This is a genomic window from Bradyrhizobium sp. IC4059 (assembly GCF_020193615.1).
Classification (GTDB): Bacteria; Pseudomonadota; Alphaproteobacteria; order Rhizobiales; family Xanthobacteraceae; genus Bradyrhizobium; species Bradyrhizobium yuanmingense.
Map to the genome: position 1 here is coordinate 466,145 of NZ_JADYVH010000003.1, position 18,495 is coordinate 484,639.

At 58.5% G+C, this 18,495-nt stretch carries 14 protein-coding genes; 12 read left to right on the forward strand and 2 right to left on the reverse strand.

Annotated elements, in window-relative coordinates; translation table 11 throughout:
- The first annotated feature begins 193 nt into the window (after positions 1–193).
- The 4 genes from I6F12_RS12425 to I6F12_RS12440 all read left to right on the forward strand — a co-directional run bounded on the left by I6F12_RS12425 (position 194) and on the right by I6F12_RS12440 (position 6,574).
- Positions 194–1,264 carry a hypothetical protein gene (locus I6F12_RS12425; RefSeq protein ID WP_225133302.1) on the forward strand — a complete coding sequence of 357 codons (1,071 nt, stop codon included), beginning with the start codon at positions 194–196 and terminating at the stop codon, positions 1,262–1,264.
- 428 nt (positions 1,265–1,692) lie between these two features.
- Entirely contained in the window at positions 1,693–2,325 is a 633-nt protein-coding gene (locus I6F12_RS12430; protein WP_225133411.1) for a DEAD/DEAH box helicase family protein, read from the forward strand.
- A 120-nt stretch (positions 2,326–2,445) separates the two neighbouring features.
- Positions 2,446–3,300 carry a hypothetical protein gene (locus I6F12_RS12435; RefSeq protein ID WP_036008206.1) on the forward strand — a complete coding sequence of 285 codons (855 nt, stop codon included), beginning with the start codon at positions 2,446–2,448 and terminating at the stop codon, positions 3,298–3,300.
- Positions 3,293–6,574, forward strand: coding sequence for a DEAD/DEAH box helicase (locus tag I6F12_RS12440; RefSeq protein ID WP_225156445.1), 3,282 nt, complete (start codon positions 3,293–3,295; stop codon positions 6,572–6,574). The genes I6F12_RS12435 and I6F12_RS12440 overlap by 8 nt, the downstream gene beginning before the upstream one ends.
- A 1,238-nt stretch (positions 6,575–7,812) precedes the next feature.
- Here I6F12_RS12440 and I6F12_RS12445 read toward each other — a convergent pair.
- A complete protein-coding gene (locus tag I6F12_RS12445; protein WP_225156446.1) occupies positions 7,813–8,049 on the reverse strand; it encodes a hypothetical protein in 237 nt (78 codons plus the stop codon).
- A gap of 982 nt (positions 8,050–9,031) precedes the next feature.
- Positions 9,032–9,373 (reverse strand): H-NS family nucleoid-associated regulatory protein, encoded by a 342-nt coding sequence (locus I6F12_RS12450; protein ID WP_074448231.1) that lies wholly within the window; start codon positions 9,371–9,373, stop codon positions 9,032–9,034.
- Between the two features lie 473 nt (positions 9,374–9,846).
- Between I6F12_RS12450 and I6F12_RS12455 the strand changes: the two genes are divergently transcribed.
- The 8 genes from I6F12_RS12455 to I6F12_RS12490 all read left to right on the forward strand — a co-directional run bounded on the left by I6F12_RS12455 (position 9,847) and on the right by I6F12_RS12490 (position 18,493).
- The gene (locus I6F12_RS12455) at positions 9,847–10,566 is read left to right on the forward strand and encodes a hypothetical protein (RefSeq protein ID WP_225156447.1); all 720 of its coding nucleotides are present in this window, start codon (positions 9,847–9,849) and stop codon (positions 10,564–10,566) included.
- Between the two features lie 1,721 nt (positions 10,567–12,287).
- On the forward strand, positions 12,288–12,497 hold the full coding sequence (locus I6F12_RS12460; RefSeq protein WP_036008144.1) for a hypothetical protein: 210 nt from the start codon (positions 12,288–12,290) through the stop codon (positions 12,495–12,497).
- Between the two features lie 104 nt (positions 12,498–12,601).
- Entirely contained in the window at positions 12,602–13,108 is a 507-nt protein-coding gene (locus tag I6F12_RS12465; protein WP_050996277.1) for a prepilin peptidase, read from the forward strand.
- 1 nt (position 13,109) lies between these two features.
- Positions 13,110–14,078: a Flp pilus assembly protein CpaB gene (gene cpaB / locus I6F12_RS12470; protein WP_192893116.1), complete on the forward strand. Its 969-nt coding sequence runs from the start codon at positions 13,110–13,112 to the stop codon at positions 14,076–14,078.
- Entirely contained in the window at positions 14,078–15,280 is a 1,203-nt protein-coding gene (locus I6F12_RS12475; RefSeq protein ID WP_128263234.1) for an AAA family ATPase, read from the forward strand. Before cpaB ends, I6F12_RS12475 begins: the two co-directional genes overlap by 1 nt.
- Complete coding sequence (locus I6F12_RS12480; RefSeq protein WP_036008135.1) at positions 15,277–16,659, forward strand: CpaF family protein; 1,383 nt, start codon at positions 15,277–15,279, stop codon at positions 16,657–16,659. The genes I6F12_RS12475 and I6F12_RS12480 overlap by 4 nt, the downstream gene beginning before the upstream one ends.
- Positions 16,656–17,588: a type II secretion system F family protein gene (locus I6F12_RS12485; RefSeq protein ID WP_192893117.1), complete on the forward strand. Its 933-nt coding sequence runs from the start codon at positions 16,656–16,658 to the stop codon at positions 17,586–17,588. The genes I6F12_RS12480 and I6F12_RS12485 overlap by 4 nt, the downstream gene beginning before the upstream one ends.
- Positions 17,585–18,493 carry a type II secretion system F family protein gene (locus I6F12_RS12490; protein ID WP_036031699.1) on the forward strand — a complete coding sequence of 303 codons (909 nt, stop codon included), beginning with the start codon at positions 17,585–17,587 and terminating at the stop codon, positions 18,491–18,493. Before I6F12_RS12485 ends, I6F12_RS12490 begins: the two co-directional genes overlap by 4 nt.
- Positions 18,494–18,495: the final 2 nt, after the last annotated feature.

Genomic DNA, 18,495 nt, shown 5'->3' on the forward strand with positions numbered 1-18,495 from the left:
AAAGGACGGCAATAACGATACACGCTTCGGTAGAATTGGCAAGCGACCGGACCACTTAGGTAACCGACGCGGCGCTTATCACCAGAGGCGTCGCATGAGCTACGGGCACGCCCGCCAGTTTTTCTACTGACTGCCGTTGACTCGCGGTTGTGATAGACGCAACGTAACTACTTTTCAGTTATAGGAGGGGGCGGTGCGTTTTCAATCGAAATGTAGGGTTCGCTCAGCACGTCGTGCTGTTGCTTTGATGATGTTGTTGGCTTGCGCCACGGGCTGCACACGAGGCGAGCTTGAACATAAGGCCGACGCCTACAATCAAGCGATTGCCGAATCGAACAATCGTCAAATCCTGCTGAATGCAGTCCGGGCTAGTCAACGCGCGCCAATGTCCTTCGTCGGCTTCGGGGACGTAGCTGCGACTCCGACTTTTTCCGGCGCGGCGGGAGGAACGTTCAATTTCGATGTGCTGGGGCTCACGACCTATAATGTGAATCCGACAGTCAATGTGAATGGCGGATTCACCTCCTTTACGATGAACAACTTGAACTATTCGGCTTTCGCTCACGAGATACAGGTCCCGCTATCGCCGAACATCGTCGCGTATTTCGAGCAGCTAAAATTTCCGAAAGAACTTCTCAGATTGATCTTCGTCCAGGAATATACGCTTCCCTTGCAAAAGAGGCAGCGGATCGCAGCCGAAGCTGCGGCGAGATGTCGGGCGAGAGCGAATCAACGTGATACTGATATCTGCGAGGCGATCGACAAGGATCGCGACCGCTTTGATAAGGCTGGCTGTCAGGACTTTCCGGAAACTCATGCGACCGTGACATTGTTAAATGTGGGCCGTGATCTATGTGCGATGGTGACCTTCCAGACGTTCGTAAGACAATTGCGGCTTCTCGAGATTGAACTCCCATTCAAGCCGCGTACTACGCAAGCGATCCTGTACTATCTCGGCGACCTGATCGCGGCGCAGAATTACTCGACACATCCCTTCATACCCGAGGTCCTGGTCGAAAAGGACAACCGAAGACTGACGGTTCCGCTCTTCGAGGTCAGGCGGGCCGTTCCAGCCCCCGCCGGAGCTGCCGTTGCCGTCTCTTATGGCGGCGAGAGTTTCTTCATCCCGACACCTGCCTTTGGCAGCACCGAAGAGGCGCGTTCGCTGCAGGTGTTGGACTTGGTGTCACAGGTGATAACAGCCGCCACCTCCAAAGACGCGCTACCGAAAACCTCGACCGTCACATTGGTGCAAGCTCGATGAATTCGGCAAGACAGCACCGAGGTAGTGCTGTCCACACGGACGGCCGACAGTGGCCAGCAGTCTATACGTCGATCACGCTGAAAAAATGCAATTTCGCGCTACAACAAGCAGAAATGATGCGTCTGTTTTTCATAATGATATGCACTTGACTGGTTCGCAGCTCGTTCTCTGACGGCGCATCGCGGAGCAGGTCATTGGAAGTTTCCGCCAAGCAGCAATCTCTCGCCTTCGACGAGTAGGGATTGCCAAGTACACTTCGTTTATTTGCGGCCGTGAGTCGTATTTAGCCAAAAAAGCAAATGGATCAACCATCTCTGTTTTCTCAATCTGAGCCGCCCCGGCAGTTTTTGCGGCCCGCCCTTGAGGTCGTTAGGACGGTCTCTGTCGGTCAGATTCGGCACGTGCTCGACCAAGGCGGCCCGTGCGAAATGGTTCTCCTCGGTGAGGTGTCGGCCTCGCCAAAAAGGAGCGAGCCGACATACAGGCTTTCCACCGGAGAGACTGTTGTCGTCACGGCTCGGGCTCAGGTTGAGTTACCAACAGGTATTGACGGGGTTCTTCGCAACCTCGGAGATGGAAGGTTTAAGTGGCTAAGACACCGTCGCCTGAAAGCCTTTGAAGAGGCTGTAGCCAGAGAGGGTTGGGCGGGGGTAGCAAGGAAGCAGGCTCGAGAGTGGTCCGGACAGTTTAGCTTTCGTGCAGAGGGGGAGCGGTCGCAAGCCCTGAGACCGCCCCAAGTCGGTGCGTTGCATGCAGTCGGCGCGCATTGGAGCCTGTTCAGCCAGCCGGCCACCGTCGTCATGCCCACAGGGACCGGTAAGACCGAAACAATGTTATCGATCCTTGCGGCGTACGACCCGGCGCCGCTTCTCGTGATCGTGCCGTCCGACCCTCTACGTGCTCAAATTGCGCGAAAGTTCACCACCTTCGGCTTACTGCGAACACTCGAGGTTCTTGCACATAACGTGCCCAATCCGATCGTCGGGATCGTGTCAAACTTGAATGGTCGCTCGAAGACTACCTCTCGAGCTATCCTCCCATGGTTCGGTTTATCGATCTAACCGCGTGCCGCGCGTTAGCGACCAGCGGGAGACCACAATTGGCATTTTAACGGGTGACTTCGGTGAAATACGCGCTCAGATTGAGCACGGAAGTATTCGCAGATTCGGAAGCGATTTAGAATGCCGCTCTCGCTAAAGACGTCCATTACTACCGAATGCAATTTTTCTGAATGGTCGATTAACAAGAAAAGCCGTGCCAAGCTGATTGAAGTTATTGCCTACCTGTATTTGCGACAGGAGGAAAACGCTCAGCGCGTGATCAATGCCTTGGAGCCGCGCCGACGGGCTTCAAAGGGCAAGGTGGTACAGAATGTCGTGCGAAAGCTGACGGCTCCGCATGCGGAAGACCTAGAGTTGCGTCGGTCGGGCAGCGACGCGGAGAAGGAAGCCGCGGAGAAGCGGATCAGAACATCCATTATTCATCGCGACGGCCTACTGTTCCAACATATCTCGTGGGTCGCCGCGAGAATGGCTCTTCCGAATGGCTATATGACCGCTCCCCATGTGCGGCAGGCAGATAAGGGCTTTGACGGTTTTATCGTCGACTTGGATGCGAATGGACGCGAGATCAAGCGAATTGTGCTTTGTGAGGACAAGGCTTCGAAATCACCCCGTAGCCTCATAAGTTCCAGCGTATGGCCTGAGATCGGGACTATTCTTAGCGGTGATCGCGACGATGAGATCCTCGCCGAACTCGTAACCCTGCTCAAGAGTGTCCCAAACATCGATCCCGAGACGGCGGTTGACGACGTGTTCTGGGAGGGCGCGCGCGAGTTCAGGGTTGCCGTGGCGACAGGCGAAGATCAGCGCAAGGCAGGGAATTTTCTGCACATCATTGCCGGCTTTGAAGCCGTGGCCGGTGGTTCGCTCGAATCGCGGACGGCCGGCGTGTTGGCCTTCGACAACGTGCGGAGTGGGTTGGCCCTCCTCGCAGGCGAGGTGGCGGCGAAAGTCAAGGAGATCGCCGGTGTTTGATCCAAGTTCCCGCGTTCTTCTACGCCAAGCACCGGACCTGCCTGGTCTGGACCCGGAAATATTGGACGAAATACTTACGGCCGCGCACATAGAGCTAGCCACAGTCCGCCTTCTGGGGGCATCTGCGATCACAAGCGATGTGATCGACCGGGTGAGGCGCCTTGCTTCGACCTTCGAGGCTTATGTCGCACTCAATCTTCGACCAGAGCAAACACGTGCTGCGGCCTTCGTCGCAGCGAGTGCTCATCAGATATTGAGCCGCGTTCGTGAAGCCGCATTAGACCGGCCGACGCTTGTTTCGGGTGATGCTGTAGGAGCGTCGATTTCGGCGACGCTCCTGTTCCTGATTGCCGACCGCGCGGCTGATGCTGCGGAAGTTGCAGGTCAACTGAGGGCCAGGGGCGAACGGCGGGCCGTCCGACGATCTTTGATTCTTAGCCTTCGGGAGTTGGCAACCGGCAATCTCACCCCGCTGATAGAGCGTGACCTCGACGAAGACTTCATTACGCAGGGTGACAGCCGCGAAGTCGCTACCGACCTCCTTCTGAGGGAATGTGCGTATGTTGTCCAGGGACTCGGTCAGGAGGCGCGCGGAAGCGCCACTCCTGACGCGGAGGTCCGTTCAAGGCTGAGCCGGGTCATCCGTCTGTCGGAGGCATCGGCAATAGAGTTCAAGCTGGGGCTTGAGGGAACGGTACATCACCAGTTTGCGGGGCCGCATCATCTGGCAACGCTCTTGAGCCGCCTCGTCAATGGCATGCAGGCTTCAATGCTAGTTCGGCTTCCAACACCATCCGGTGCGCAGCCGAAGGCCTGGGCCGACTGGCTCCTCTCGCAGGCGCAATCGCGTCCGTTTTTATGGATCAATCATCTGAAGGCAATCAGGACCGGATACCTGAACCGCGGCAGATCGATGGTGATGACGTCTCCGACCGGTTCGGGAAAGACAACTCTATCTGTTCTGAAAATTGCAGCGACCTTATGTGCGGGGGAGAGCGTCGTCTACCTAGCGCCAACGCATGCTCTGGTCGATCAGGTCGAAACGGACATGTCTGCGCAAATCGGGGGCCTGGAGGCGGTCAGCGTTGTCGAAGACGTCGCCCTCGAGGAGCTTGGTGAGAGGCTGCCACGGTTCTCCGTAATGACGCCAGAGCGTTGCCTTGCCCTTTTGGGTTTCGCACCAGAACTATTTGAAAAGGTAGGGCTTCTTGTATTCGACGAATTTCATCTCATCAGTGCAGACGATCCGAAAACCTCATCAAAGGTGAGCGCGCGAGCGATCGACGCAATGCTGGCGCTTCTGACGTTTCTCCGTCATCGCAAGCAAGCGGACCTGCTGCTGCTGTCTGCCATGGTCGCCAACGGCGCCGAAATTGCGCGTTGGCTGCGCGGTGTGACGGGAAGGGAGGTCGAGCCGTTCGACGATCCTTGGAAGCCAACACGACAACTTCGCTCTTGTGTCATCTATGACCGCTCTGACGTTGCTCAGGCCGCGAAAGAAGCACTGAGGATGAAAAGTAAGGCGGCACAGAACCGCGTTCCCGCACAGCCGCTCGGGCTATTCTCGTTGATCTCAGGCTGGCACCCCAAGAGGCCGGAAAAACTAGTCGTGCAAGCACTCTCAGATCGACGGCCGCCGCTAGTGAGAAACGCCAGGGGCCGATTTACATCGAACAGGAACGAAGTCGCTGCGCAGATTGCCGCGGACTACGCGTCCGTCGGAAAGCGTGTGATCGTGTTCTGCAACGATACCAAGGCATGTGGAAGCGTTGCAGATCAGATCAATGGACTCCTGGCGCGGGCTACGATCGCGTTGGATGAGGCGCAGGAGGAGATGCGGAAGTCGGTTCTCAAAGATGTGGGATCGTCCGAAGCCACATTCGATCCCTCTGGGTGCAGGGCGACCGTACACCATGGCGATCTGCTCCCCCTGGAGCGGAGGCTGACGGAAAGCGTTTTCCGGGTTCGCAGGGAGATCGAAAGCGACGATCTGGGCCTCGATGTGGTCGCCGCGACATCAACCATTGCGCAAGGGTTGAATCTGCCGTGCGACGTGGTGATCCTCGCAGGCACCGACAGGAGCGCGGTTGATGACCCAAGTGGCAGTCCCCGCACGGATCTGCGTCCTCACGAGATACTCAATGCGCTAGGAAGGGCCGGGCGCGCGGCATACGCAGCAACCGGGCTGGCAATCGTCATACCTGCACAGCCGATTGGAGTAGAGAGAGCGAACCTCGCTCTACCGGAGGAAGGAATCTTGAAGACGGTCTTTTCCGAGCAGGATGCCTGTGAGGAAATCTATGATCCGATCGAGTTGCTGCTCGATCAGATCGAGGTATCCGCCGATACCGATCCGAAAATGCAGTCGGTTATCCGGCGTTTGTCGGCTGTCACAGCAGCGGGCGAGAGCGGCTTCGACGATATTGTCCGTCGCTCTCTGGGGTACTTCCGGCTGAAAGAAGCTGATGCTCCAGGAGCGGATAGATGGCTCCAACGCTGCCGTACCGCGCTCAAAGCTGCCGAGGAGCAACTGGAAGATCCGCCCGTTCTCGATTGGCAGCGGGAGATCGCTGTACGGAACGGTATTCCTCCAAGACTCATCGAGCGGCTGGAGGAGGCGCTTGATCAGGGGCCGGTTGATAAGACCGCAACCGAAGACTGGATCAGATGGTTGCTCGATGTCGTGGCTGAACACCCTTTGGATTTGACGATTTTTGTTAGGGAGGCGGCCCTCGAGTCGGTCTTCGGCCGAGCCTACACAAATACGACAGCGCCCAAAGCCACAGCCAGGCGGATACTGGATGCGCTTCAGACGTTAGTCTCGATGTGGTGTGGAGGACGCACGCTTGTTGAGATTGAGGCTTGGCTCCTCACCTTCATCCGGAAGCACGAGGGAAAGGTTAAACAACAAGCAAATCGATCGTCCACGGCGCAGCGTGCACGCCGTTTCGCCATACGCATTGCCCCTGATTTCGGTTTCCTCTGTGGCGTGCTTGGACAGATCGTCGCCCATAAGGCTGCAGAACGGGAAGGGACCGTGCTTCCGATCATCGACATGCTGCCCCAAATGGTGAGAGCCGGGGACTACGATCGCCATCATGCCGCCTTGAGACAAATTACAACCGCCGCTTCGCGGGTTGAAACCTTTGAGGCATGTCTCGCGTTACGAGGGCACTTCAAGGCGGGACCATCCGCAGAAATGGACGTTGTAAGAAATGAAGTCACGGCCGCGATGCTGTTTCAGTCGTTTACGGGCTTGAACGATGAGGAATAACGATTCAAGAAGGGGTTGAGGAACGCTTGGAGGATGACGCTTCGCCGAATCGCTTTGTAGCGAAAATCGATTCTTCAAATGCGTTGACTATCTTTCCGACAACCAGAGAGCTATTCGGATTCAGGGGAGGGGAAGGTCCTGAGCGACTGCACTGAACTGGTCGGGCGGAAAGAGGCAATCCGTCTGATCGACGAGCAAATCGGGCTTCAGGGCGAGGCTATTTCGAAGCATCTGGCACAGTATGATGCGCGCGGTGCGCTGCCGACTTGGCACGGAATCATTCGTGACATCGAGGAGTTCATCAATGTCGTTCTCTACAGCGACATCGATGACGAGAAGTCGCTTCGGTTGATGCACCTGCCGGTCGGCGGGCTGGTCGCAGACCCGAATGTGCCTCTTCTAGCGCGAGACCTGGTGGCGCCATACTACCGCGAGGCGCTGGCAAAGCGATTCATGATCACCATGCTTCGGGTCACTCGCGCTAGGCCCATCCGCGGTCCGTCGGTGCATTTTGTCACCGGACCTGCGGTAAGTGATGCAGTGCGAAAAGCCGTCTTCGCTTGGAAATGACTCCCAAGCTTGAGTTTGCTAAAGGGCATTTCAGCCGTTTTTTCCAAATGAGCCTTGAAATCGCTGGATGAATTGAGCGGATTTTTGATTTCGCTGTGCGACTTCTGCCTCCGCGTCCGAGCACTTGGCCAACAGGCGGTGCAGCGGAGCTCTACGATCGTGCGACGAATACCCATTTCCGGCCGGTTAAGCACCAGAGTGCGACCGGCAAGTCATTGATTCTTCAAAACCTGCGGCTGACTCTTAATCAGCGGGTCCCAGGTTCGAGCCCTGGTGCGCCCACCACCTTTAAGCCCGCAGGGGCTTTTTTAAATTCTTCGATAGAGCAAAGCGCGTCTGGTGCGACGTTTTTGTTGGAGTGGACACGGCCGGTTTGCTATTCGGTGTTTCCCTAGTTTCTATATCTTCACCCATTCGATACAGCGCGCAGATCCGATGGGACAAGTCGGTCACGTGCTTGTCGTAGAATAGGAAATCGGAGCGGGCAAAACGGACGGTGTGTTCTGTCCGGCGCAGCAAGATACCGCTTGCTGCAGAACCAGAATGTTCCGGATCTGGGCCCGCGAAGCGCAATGGGCAGTTCGATGCGGCGGCCAGCGATCGCTGGCGGAGTCATGCGCAAAGATCCTTTATGCACGCACGAACTAGCCGGCTTAACCTCTTTCGCGTCAGCCGCGCTTTCGCTGAGAGGGTAACGTAAATTCCACGACCTCGTGCTTGTCGCACCGATCAGGTGGCTGATTTTTCTTCACGATCAGCTCGAGCTCGAGAGCCTCGAAGGCGAGCTCATCCGCCAAGCGCTTGAACAGCTCGCGCTTCTCTATGTCCGTCGCCCGCTGACTCATCAGCGTAAATTCTCTCGCGTCAGCGCGGACCTTTTCCAAACGTCGTCGGAGGTCCTTCATGTGTGCCGGCGTAGCTTTTAATATTATCCTCGGCCCGAACAATCAGTTTGCTTGTTCGGATTCACCGGGGGTCAACTGCCGAAACTCGATACTGGTTCGATGCGGACCGCCAAATTCGTCGCTCATCGTGCTGCGATATTTGGCCATGCTCCATGACCCGGCCCCTGTTCAGGGACTGCGGGCTGAGGTCGGCCGTCCTGGCTGATGAGCTATCTCTGTCCGGCTCTCGCCCGATGATGCACAGAACGGGCATACCTGAAGGGGCATGAATGTTCGAAAGCGCACAGACGCGAGTGTTGCGCCCGACTAGGCTGCGAGCGATCCTGGGCGTTCGCGAAGCGCTCAGGGCCCGATGGCATCGGCGGATGCCAAATGTGCCGGCTGCAGCGAAGCGGTTCCGTCCGCGAACGCAGTGTTGCCGGCTGCGTGCCGGGCATGAGGCAGGAATAAGCTCGGCAGATTAGATCAACGATGGTCGTTCTCGTGCGTAGTGTCCTTCTCATAGTGGGAATATGGCTGCTGGTGAACGTTCTGTTCGTTGTAGCTGTCCTGCCCTCGCGCAGACCGGCACCTACTCGGCACGCAGCGATTCCATCTCCGGCGACGATCAACACGACGGCCGGTCGCTGGGATGGTCGCGAACCACCACTCCTGCAGCGCGGGATGACTCCAGTTGCAATCAGAGTTCTTTTCGTCGTCCTCCTCCTTCCAGCCCTTCGAGCGTGGAATGCGGTTAGGCGGCACTTCAGAGAGCATCACGACTAAAGTCGGGCCATCGTGCGCTTGAGTTCTCGTCGATGTCTTCACTGCGCCGCGGGCCCCCCGAGCGACTCAGCGAGACGTCAGCCGGATCGCAAGTGCGGTCGCTACGGCCAATGGCTCCAACCATAGTCATGACCCGCGTTAAAACGATAATGTGAAAATCTCAGATCGGGAAACAGCCGGCGCCAGCATTCCCAACCCAAAATGCCGCAATCGGCGCTCAATTTGTCTGGCGCTTTTGAGCTGAAGCCTGATCGATCAGGAAATCGTCCAAGTCTCGGCCGCTTCGAAGCTGCGGCCGCAGCCATCGCGGCTGCCTGCCACGACCCGACCATGTCTCCGCTGGGTTCTTCGGATTGCGATATTTGGGACGGACGGGCGGATATGGACGACGGCGCTTGTAATTGAGCCGTGTGACCTCGCTGGCCAGTCTAATGCTGCGCAGCCTTTCCTCCAAACGTGCTTTTTGCACCAACATTTTCTGAGTGAGTTTGGCGGCGACCTCTTGGTGAAGGGTCCAGAGCTCGTCAACGGAGAGCGAATTAAAATGCGCGGTGTTCATGGCTCCAATCCGAATCTTGGGCAGAAGGCCCGGGCACACAAGTCGGGAATCAGGGAGCAGGCAAGCCGCCAGTTAAATATTGATCGCACAATCCACATTTAAATCCGCTAGGTGGCAGGGAGAAAGGCGCGACGATGGCAATATCGCGATGGAGTATTTAATTCGTAGCGGGGGTGTCCACGTATCGCGACATCCACGAACTCATCCCTCGGCAAGTTTTGCTTTGGTGTTCGGGAACGGGCGCAACTATCGCAATCGACCGGGCGGCTACGCCGCGGATCGAGGCCCGGCGCAACTCAGATGACCGATGAATCCATCGGCCTATCCTTGTTGCAGGCATCCCTGGAGTGCTGGACCGGCATATAAATTAGGTGGCCAAGAATACCATTAATTCATCGCGTTGCCCGATTTAAGCCGCATGGGGGCCGTTGTCGCCGCTAAGGCTCAAGCGGGGGCGCACCCGGGAGTTTCCGATGTCCGGACATTTGCGATTGTACTTCGCCAGTTTGCTCTTTGTCGGAGGTTTTTCGGCGACGCCTGCGTCTTCCAATCCTCTAACCGACTTCTTCAATACTGCTACGTCCCAACCCACGGTAACCACCCCTCCGCCGCAAGCCGAATGCGCGCCGCGTCCCGGTACCTCGACCAGTGGCGGACAGCATTGGGTCTACCGAACGGACGGTCGTCGCAGATGCTGGTTCCTGGCCGAGAGCATCGCGACGGTGAAGAAGCCCATTCGGGCTCCCGCGGCCAAAGACCGTAGCGCCAGTTTCGACGAGAACCGGACCACGCAGACCACGCGGAGCGTGATCGTTGATGCGCGCGCGGAGTTGCTGCGCTCTGCACCGCCCGAGCAATCTCAGACGCCTGTAACGGAAATGCAGGTAGCAGATGCCACTTCCGATCTCGGCACGGGTGCTACCCTGATGTCGGCGGCTCCCGTCGGAGATATTCCCCGCAACCAGCTCAAGCGCGAACACTCCGTGCCGGATCAAGTCAACGTTGGGCAGTTTCTCGCCGCCGCGCCTGCCGACCCACCTCAAGATATGCCGCTGGGCCCGCGCACTGCAGAGGGGCACGACGAAGCGCGCAGCTGGACGGGCTGGCTCGGTGGGCTGCTGATGACGCTTGGTGGCCTCTCGCTCTTAAGCTCGAGCCACACGCTTCGGCACGCAGTGAGACTACGCCACTGAGGTGGCGACATACGAGGTACTGCCGCCGCGCGACCGACGGATTGAACGAGCAGGTATCGCCGAACTGCCACACGTACAATGGTTCCGTTGCATCGCACTTAGTTTGGCGCTGCCTTAACCGGACATTCGGGTACGATGATCGTCACCTTTTTGGATCGGACGGCATCATGCGGTATAAGGTTTTCGTGGTGGACGGCAGCCGGCAAGTGATCTGCACTGCAAAGCTCGACTGTATTGACGAGCCGGCGGCGAGACGCCGAGCCGAGCAAATGCATGACGAGCACGACGTTGAGCTTTGGGAAGGCGATCGGCTCGTTGCGGTGTTCCGAAGTGCAACGTCGAATGAAAGTCGGAGCTAACGCCCGACCCTGAATGGGCGGCCGGTCTCGCCGCCGAGTTCGTTCAAGTGTTGTGAGGCACCCCGGCCTGGCTGGTTGGCGACGCGTCGTAGCGACGTCATCGCCGAGGCTCGCTAGGCGCAGATGAAAGCCGCCCAGTCCTCTTTCAAGGTAGAGGTGGACGCGAGGAACGCGGGCAATCCGTGCATCAAATCGCGCGAGTGAGCCGGGTCATCCTTCGGATCCGGCGGGTCTCTAAACGGCTCTAGCTCTGCCGCTCGCTTTGGTACGCCGCCTTCTGCCGATTGGTTTTTGTTTCTAGATGTCGGAGCTTACTTCGAAGTTTCTCCACCTCTCTGAGCTCCTCCAGAAGCGCCTGGTGCCGTTCGCTCAGAACAGCACTAGAGGAAATTTGACGCATACTCATCACATGCCTCAGAAAAGGACTTAACTAGGAAGTCGACGAAAACGGAAGACAAAGAACGCCCGACTGAAGCTCAATGAGCTAAGGCCGCGGCGGCCAGATGCTCCCAGTACTCTGCCTCTGCAAGCAATTTCCAGCTTCGCGCAGGTTGGAGTACGGCAGTCTGACGGCAAAGCAAGGCCATTGCGCGAAAGCGGCGGGCAGCTTCCATTCCAACCTCCCATGTTTTCTTTTCCCCAACATATTTTTTAATTTTGTGATGGAGTCATCATGATTATATACGATAATAAAATAATCGGTTGTTTTGCTTTTCTCCGCACCCAGGGCAGATGCGCCGGCTACCGAGCCCGTAACAATGATGACGGGTCCTGGCTGCGCGCTACGCTCTAGAGCGTACCACCATCCCGCGATGGTCCGCCTCGCAAGGTGGGGTCCAGGAGCCTCTATGATTGCGGCACACCGGTGCGACTGACGGGAATCATGCGGCTGCAAGGCAGCGATCAGTGCGATCGGAATCTTCGAACGGATCACCTCACCCGTCGTGACAGATGTGCTGCGTCGCGCCTTCGCACGTCGCGAAATTTGCTCCATGTGCGCGGGCCAGGGGCGCAGCATCCGGTCGATTATATCGCCCTCACATGATTACCTATTAATCTTATTATAGCGCTGCTCATCCGTAATAATCCGGTGATTGCTTACCGACTCCAGCCAGCGCTCTGCCCAGGATCCGATTGTTGGTTCGGCTATCGTATTTGATTTACGGCGCTTTTGTCGATTCTGAGATTGTTGTGACGGCTCGCTTCGCAGTGCGTCGATTTAAAATCGGAATTATATATTAAATGTTGACGCTAATAAGTATTTAATGAATAGTTTGTCGCTGGCGGGGCCGGAGATAAATCCGCAGCCGCTGAAGTTGCCAAGGTGTCTGAAAAATCCATCTTGAAAGAAGGGATTCCTCTATGTTGCATCATTTCATCGAGACCAAGGAAGCGTTGAAGCGTCTGCGGACGGACCAGGACGGCGTGGTGTCATTCGAGTACATCATCGTCGCGGTTTGCATCATCGGCGCAGTGTCAGCTGTGTTCGGCGTTGGGGCCGGCGGTGCGATCGGAACCGCGCTGACAGGCGGGATCACCGCGATCACCACCGCTTTTACTGCGGCAGTCTGATACGGCCGTCCGGCCAGAGGGGGGCATCGGAATGTGTCCCCCTCCGAATGTTATTTCTCTCCATTCTTATTGTTGCTGTGCCTTCCCACCACCCTGAGGCATGCATGAGCTGGGTTTCTTCCATCGTCTCGATACTGGAAATCTCGTTGTTGCTGTATGTCGCAACGCTCGACGTCGCGACCCGCACGATCCGAAATGACGTCTGTCTCTTGCTGGCGCTGCTCGGGATCGCCCGTCAGCTTGCCAGCCCAATGCAACTTGCCGAATCCCTCATTGCCGCGACGCTCCTGTTCCTGCTGCTGCTCGCGCTCTACCAGCGTGGCGGGATTGGCGGGGGCGACGTCAAGTTACTGGTAGCTTTGGCCATTGGCCTGCCGCCGACGGGCTTGATTGAGTTGCTGGCGGTAACCGCGCTGGCCGGGGGCGTTCTTGCCCTGGTGCATCTGGTGATGCGCGTCCTGCCATATCCGAAATTGGCGCCGGTCGGTTCGTCGCTCGCACGGCGCGTCTACGCGATCGAGCGCTGGCGCCACGTGCGACACGCGCCCCTGCCTTACGGGGTGGCCATAGCGTGCGGTGGCATCTGGACCATCTCGAGCAGAGGATTTTGACATGTCATCCACGTTGCGCCTCTCGATCATCCTTGTGCTCTTGCTCGCAACCACCGCATTCGGGCTGATCGCCTACAACATGAACCTGCCGAAACAGGTTCCGGTAACGGTTACGGCGCAAGGGCCGGCGCCTCCTTCGACTGTCGGGTATTTTGTCGCGGCACGTCCGCTGTCGAAAGGTACATTGGCCCGCGAAGAAGATTTCGCCGTGCGCTCGGTGTCGCCTGAACGCCTTCCCGCAGGGGCGATCCTGGAAACACCGGACTCGAAGGCCGGACTTCCCGGCTCTCTGGTCCGCAAGTTCGTCGACGCTGGCAGTCCCATCACCTTGCAGGACGTATTGCGACCTCGGGATCGTGGCTTCCTGGCCAGCGTCCTGGCACCGGATAGCCGTGCAATCAGCATCAAGGTGGACGAGGAGTCTGGCGTGTCGGGGCTGATCAGGCCGGGTGATCATGTTGATGTCTTGTTGACCCAGGTGTTCGAGAAGGCAGATCCCGCGCGCCGGGCCCTGAGCGAGACCGTTCTAGGAAACGTTCGAGTCATCGCGATTGACCAGGAAATCATGCAGGGTGGCCGAACCGTAAGCTCGGTAGCCGGCTCGGTGGCCGGCAAGCAAGCGCAGACTGTATCGTTGGAGCTTGCCCCGGACCAGGTCAAGAAGATCACGGTCGCAAGGCAGCTCGGAACGCTTTCCCTGGCGGTGCGGGCCGCAGTCGAGCAGTGGGATACGGCGGACACTGGCGCCATGTCCAGCTGCGATGTGTCGCCGGAAATCGCCCGCCAAAATGCGATTGCCGGCCGGACAGCAGCGGTCGTTGTTCATTCCGGTGGTCAGATAAAACAATACTCCGTCAGGAAACAGGAATCTGCCGACGGCGACGTTCCGATCAACTGCGACGGGTCGGAAGTGTCCCGCCGCGGAGCGACGATGGTGGTTCAGGCAGGCAAGTTGCTGGAGAAACGTTGATGAGCGTTAACATAGCGGCCCTCAGCACTCCTGAAGAAGCGACGTCTGTTGTCGCCCGCAATCGAATCGTCTGCTTCGTCAATGACGAATTGAGTGCCGCGGCTCTGCGCAAGGGCCTTGAAGGCAGCAATATTTCGATCAAGCGGGGCACGATCCGCAATGCCATACGGATGCTCGAAACGGACACCGAACTATTCGCCCTGGTGACGGACATCAGTGGTATCGATGATCCATTTGCCGAACTGGAGCGGCTGGCCGGCGTCTGTCCGCCCGATGTCCGGGTGGCTCTGATCGGTGAAAGCAGGGAGATCACCTTCTATCGCGCGCTTATGGAGCTCGGCTTGACCGAGTACCTGCCGAGACCGATCACGCGGGACATGGTGCTGGACCAGCTGCGCCCAAAGCTGCTGGGCGATCGTGCGCCGGCGGCAACCGACCGAGGCGGGCATGTGATCTCGATCTGCGGCGCGCAGGGCGGTGCCGGCGCAACGAGCATCGCCATCAATCTCGCGCTGCAACTGGCGGAGACCACCAAGGCCAAGGTCGCGCTGCTCGATCTTCATCTTCAAGGCGGCGAAACAGCCGTGATGCTGGGTGTTCAGCCCGGACCAGGCCTGCGCATCGCCCTGGAGAACCCGATGCGGGCGGACACGTTGTTCCTCGAGCGCGCCGCAATCGCAGTCAACGAGCGGGTTAGCCTGATTTCCGCCGATGAGGAGCTGGACGCTCAGCTCGACATCACCGAAGCCGGCGTGAGGCACGTCCTTGGCCTGCTCCGCCAACGATTCAACTACATCGTTGTCGATGTCCCGGTCCCGTTTCCGTCATCCATCCATCCGGTGATCTCTCTTTCCCGGCACGTGCTGGTGCTGCTGGAGGCGGAGGTGACCGGACTTCGCAATGCCCACGCACTACGGACCGCCGTCACCAACATTGCCGGCAGGGATCGGGTCTTCACCTTGCTGAACCGTGCCAATCGCCCGGGCGGCCTTCCCAGGGCCGCGGTCGTCAAGGCGTTGGGGACAGAGCCTGACATGGTCGTACCCGATCTCGGGAAGGGCATGACCCAGGCGGTCAATCTCGGAATTCCCGCTCTGAAGCACGTATCTGCACTGCGACGCCATCTCGCGCCGATCGTACGGGAGATCACGGGGCTTGGCGCCGAGCAGAAGGGACGGCTGAGGAGGCTGCTGGGGCTATGAGAAAGTTTGGTAGGCGCGACGAGGAAACGCCGGTTCGCTTGCCTGCATCGACGCCGAGCTTGGCTGCAACGACGCCAAGCGTGCCTGCATCAACCTCAAGGCGCGACGAGGCTTCGATTGACCGGCCGGTGATGCCAGCTTCGCTGCGCGAACGCGTCATTGAGCAGATTGAGCCATCGGTGGCCGCAACTGTTTCGCGTGACGTCCTTCGGCGCCAGATCGAGGAAATCATCCATGGCATCGCCAATGAGGAACGGCTCGAACTGTCGGGTCGCGAGCAGCTTCAACTGGCGGACGAGATTGCCGACGACATGACCGGCTATGGGCCGCTGCGTCCGCTTCTGCTCGATCAATCGATCAACGACATCATGATCAACGGGCCGAGCAACGTTTATGTCGAACGAGCCGGCAAGCTGGAGCGGATCGCGGTGCGCTTCCGCGACAATGATCACATCGCATCGGTGGCCCAGAAAATTGCCGCGCAAGTTGGACGGCGCATCGACGAATCCAGCCCGATGGTGGATTGCCGCTTGTCCGACGGCAGCCGCGTCAACATCATCTTCCCGCCGCTGGCGATCCACAGCCCCTGCATCTCGATTAGAAAGTTTCCGAGCCGCCGCCTGGATATCGCCGCACTGATCGAAAACGGCTCGATGACCGCAGCCGTCGGACAATTGCTGGAGATTGCCGCCCGGTGTCGGCTCAATGTCCTGGTCTCCGGCGGCACCGGGTCCGGCAAGACGACGCTGCTCAACGCCATGAGCCAGTTCATCGATCACAGCGAACGCGTCGTCACCATCGAGGATGCGGCGGAGCTGCAGCTCCAGCAGCCGCACGTGATCAGCCTGGAGACCCGGCCTCCCAGCCTTGAAGGCACGGGGCAGGTGACACAGCGCGATCTGTTGTGGAATGCGCTGCGCATGCGTCCTGACCGGATCGTCGTGGGCGAGGTGCGCGGCGCCGAAGCGTTTGACATGCTGCAGGCGATGAACACCGGCCATGATGGTTCGATCTCCACGGTCCATGCCAATAGTGCTCGCGACGCCCTGACCCGCATCGAGAACATGGTGCAGATGGGGCAGGTGAATCTACCGTCGCGAGCCATTCGAACTCAGATCGTCGCTGCACTGGATCTCATCGTGCAAGTCGAACGCATGCGCGATGGGCAACGTCGCATTATCCAGATCAGCGAGGTGATGGGGCTGGAATCGGATGTGATCACCACCAATGACATCGCAACATTCGAATACCAGGAGGAGGACGACAATGGGCGGATCTCGGGCACTTACCGGGCCACCCTTGCAGTCCCGAAATTCAAGAGCCGTCTCGTCTATTTCGGGCTCGATCGCGCCTGGGCCGAGGCAGTGAGGCAGATATGATACCTGAGGCCGTGATCGTCGCTGTTCTGGTGCTCGCGATGTGCGCAGCCGTCGGCTCGTTATGGCTCGACGGCCGGGAGCGACGCATGGACCGCCGGCTGGCGGTCGCTCTACCGGCCTCCCATCCGGCCAGCCTGCCATCCATTCGCCGGGCGGAGACCGGCTCCCGATATCTGCTTCTCCACCGTTTGGCCAATTACAGGCCCGAGATGGTTCACGCCTGGCATCCGGCGTATGTGCTGCTTGCTGCCGCTATCGCCGTAGCAGCGATCTTCTACGCTAATCGCCTGCTGGGATTTTCCGTTTTCTACGTGTCTGTCGCGGCTGCGGTTGCCGCCGTGGTAGTCGTGCGAGGTCTGTTTGGCTGGCAGCAACGTCGGTTCGCCAGTCAACTTTTCCGGCAGCTGCCTGACGCCATTCAGCTGGTGACGAGTACGGTTCGATCGGGTCTGCCTGTGCACGAAGCATTTCGCACCATCGCGCGCGAAATGCCGCAACCGACGTCTGGACAATTTGCAATCGTGTGCAGCGAAATGAATCTGGGAAGACCTCCGGAGGAAGCCGTCGAAGGCGTCTATCGGCGAACGCAAGTGGCAGAGTATGCGATGTTTGCGGTGACACTCGCGGTTCAATTGAAGTCCGGCGGCAGCTTGGCCGAGACCTTGCAGACGCTGGGCGACACGGTGAGTCAGCGTGTTGCGCTCGCTGCTCGCGCCAAGGCGCTGGCGGGAGAAGTGATCTTTTCCTCGCGAGCACTCACGATCTCGCCCCTGATTGCCGGAGCATTGCTATACGCGGCCAATCCGCAGAACGTCGATCTGCTGTTCACTGACCCGACCGGAAACAAGCTTCTGGCTTACGCGGTAGTCTCGGTGCTCATCGGGCATCTGGTGATAAGTTGGATGGTCAGGCGGGAAACAGAACTATGACTTTTGGTCTCGGGCTGGTGGCCCTCGCAGTCGTAGCTGGAACGGCGGCCTTCATGTTGATCATCCGCGAACTACACGTCCGTGCATTGGACACGCGGGTCTCAAACGCCGTGATGGGTATCCCTTACCGGTCAGCCCCCTTCAAAGACCTGACCGGTTGGTTCTCGTGGCTGGGCATGCGCTATCGGCGCTTCTACGCCGAAGAGAATCTGGAGGAGCTACGAACGGTCCTCCACTCATCTGGATTCAATCATCATAGAACCTTGCCGATCTGGATCGGCATCAAGATCGTCAGCATGTTCGCGCTGCCGGTCATTGCGCTGCTTCTGGCGCAACTTTCGGGAAGGAGACCTGCCGACGTGCTGGTCTTCACGCTGATGGGTGTGGTGATCGGAATCTTGGGTCCGCGATTGGCTCTGTCGGTGATGAAGCGGCGCTTTGATGCTGCCATTCGGCTGGGCACGCCGGATATGATCGATTTGCTGATCGTGTGCAGCGAGGCGGGAATGGGCCTGGAAAGCGGGCTGGGGCGTGTCGCCGAAGAAATGAAGTCGACCAATCCTGCCATGGCCTGGGTGCTGCACCGACTCCTTGATGATCTCCGGATACTGCCAAGCCGCGTCGAAGCATTCGAGAATTTGGCGGTCACTTCGGATGGTCTTCGCCGGTTCGGCACGATGATCAGCCAGAGCTTGCAGTACGGAACGCCGTTGGGCCAGGCGCTGCGCAGTATCGCGCTCGACCTGCGGCGGGAACGCATCACCAAGCTGGAAGAAAGGGCGCACAAGTTGGGCGCCAAGCTGACCATTCCGATGGTGCTGTTCCTGCTCCCAGCCATGTTCGTCATCATGGGGGGAAGTCCCGTTCTTCACCTCGTGCGTTCGTTCGCCAGCTTCGGAAAGTAGCC

Bases quoted from the DNA above. Each gene is read 5' to 3' on its own strand.
- I6F12_RS12430 (WP_225133411.1), top strand. From the start codon at position 1,693: ATGGTTCTCCTCGGTGAGGTGTCGGCCTCGCCAAAAAGGAGCGAGCCG.
- I6F12_RS12435 (WP_036008206.1), top strand. From the start codon at position 2,446: ATGCCGCTCTCGCTAAAGACGTCCATTACTACCGAATGCAATTTTTCT.
- I6F12_RS12445 (WP_225156446.1), bottom strand. From the start codon at position 8,049: ATGAAGGACCTCCGACGACGTTTGGAAAAGGTCCGCGCTGACGCGAGA.
- I6F12_RS12450 (WP_074448231.1), bottom strand. From the start codon at position 9,373: ATGAACACCGCGCATTTTAATTCGCTCTCCGTTGACGAGCTCTGGACC.
- I6F12_RS12455 (WP_225156447.1), top strand. From the start codon at position 9,847: ATGTCCGGACATTTGCGATTGTACTTCGCCAGTTTGCTCTTTGTCGGA.
- I6F12_RS12460 (WP_036008144.1), top strand. From the start codon at position 12,288: ATGTTGCATCATTTCATCGAGACCAAGGAAGCGTTGAAGCGTCTGCGG.
- I6F12_RS12465 (WP_050996277.1), top strand. From the start codon at position 12,602: ATGAGCTGGGTTTCTTCCATCGTCTCGATACTGGAAATCTCGTTGTTG.
- cpaB (WP_192893116.1), top strand. From the start codon at position 13,110: ATGTCATCCACGTTGCGCCTCTCGATCATCCTTGTGCTCTTGCTCGCA.
- I6F12_RS12475 (WP_128263234.1), top strand. From the start codon at position 14,078: ATGAGCGTTAACATAGCGGCCCTCAGCACTCCTGAAGAAGCGACGTCT.
- I6F12_RS12480 (WP_036008135.1), top strand. From the start codon at position 15,277: ATGAGAAAGTTTGGTAGGCGCGACGAGGAAACGCCGGTTCGCTTGCCT.
- I6F12_RS12485 (WP_192893117.1), top strand. From the start codon at position 16,656: ATGATACCTGAGGCCGTGATCGTCGCTGTTCTGGTGCTCGCGATGTGC.
- I6F12_RS12490 (WP_036031699.1), top strand. From the start codon at position 17,585: ATGACTTTTGGTCTCGGGCTGGTGGCCCTCGCAGTCGTAGCTGGAACG.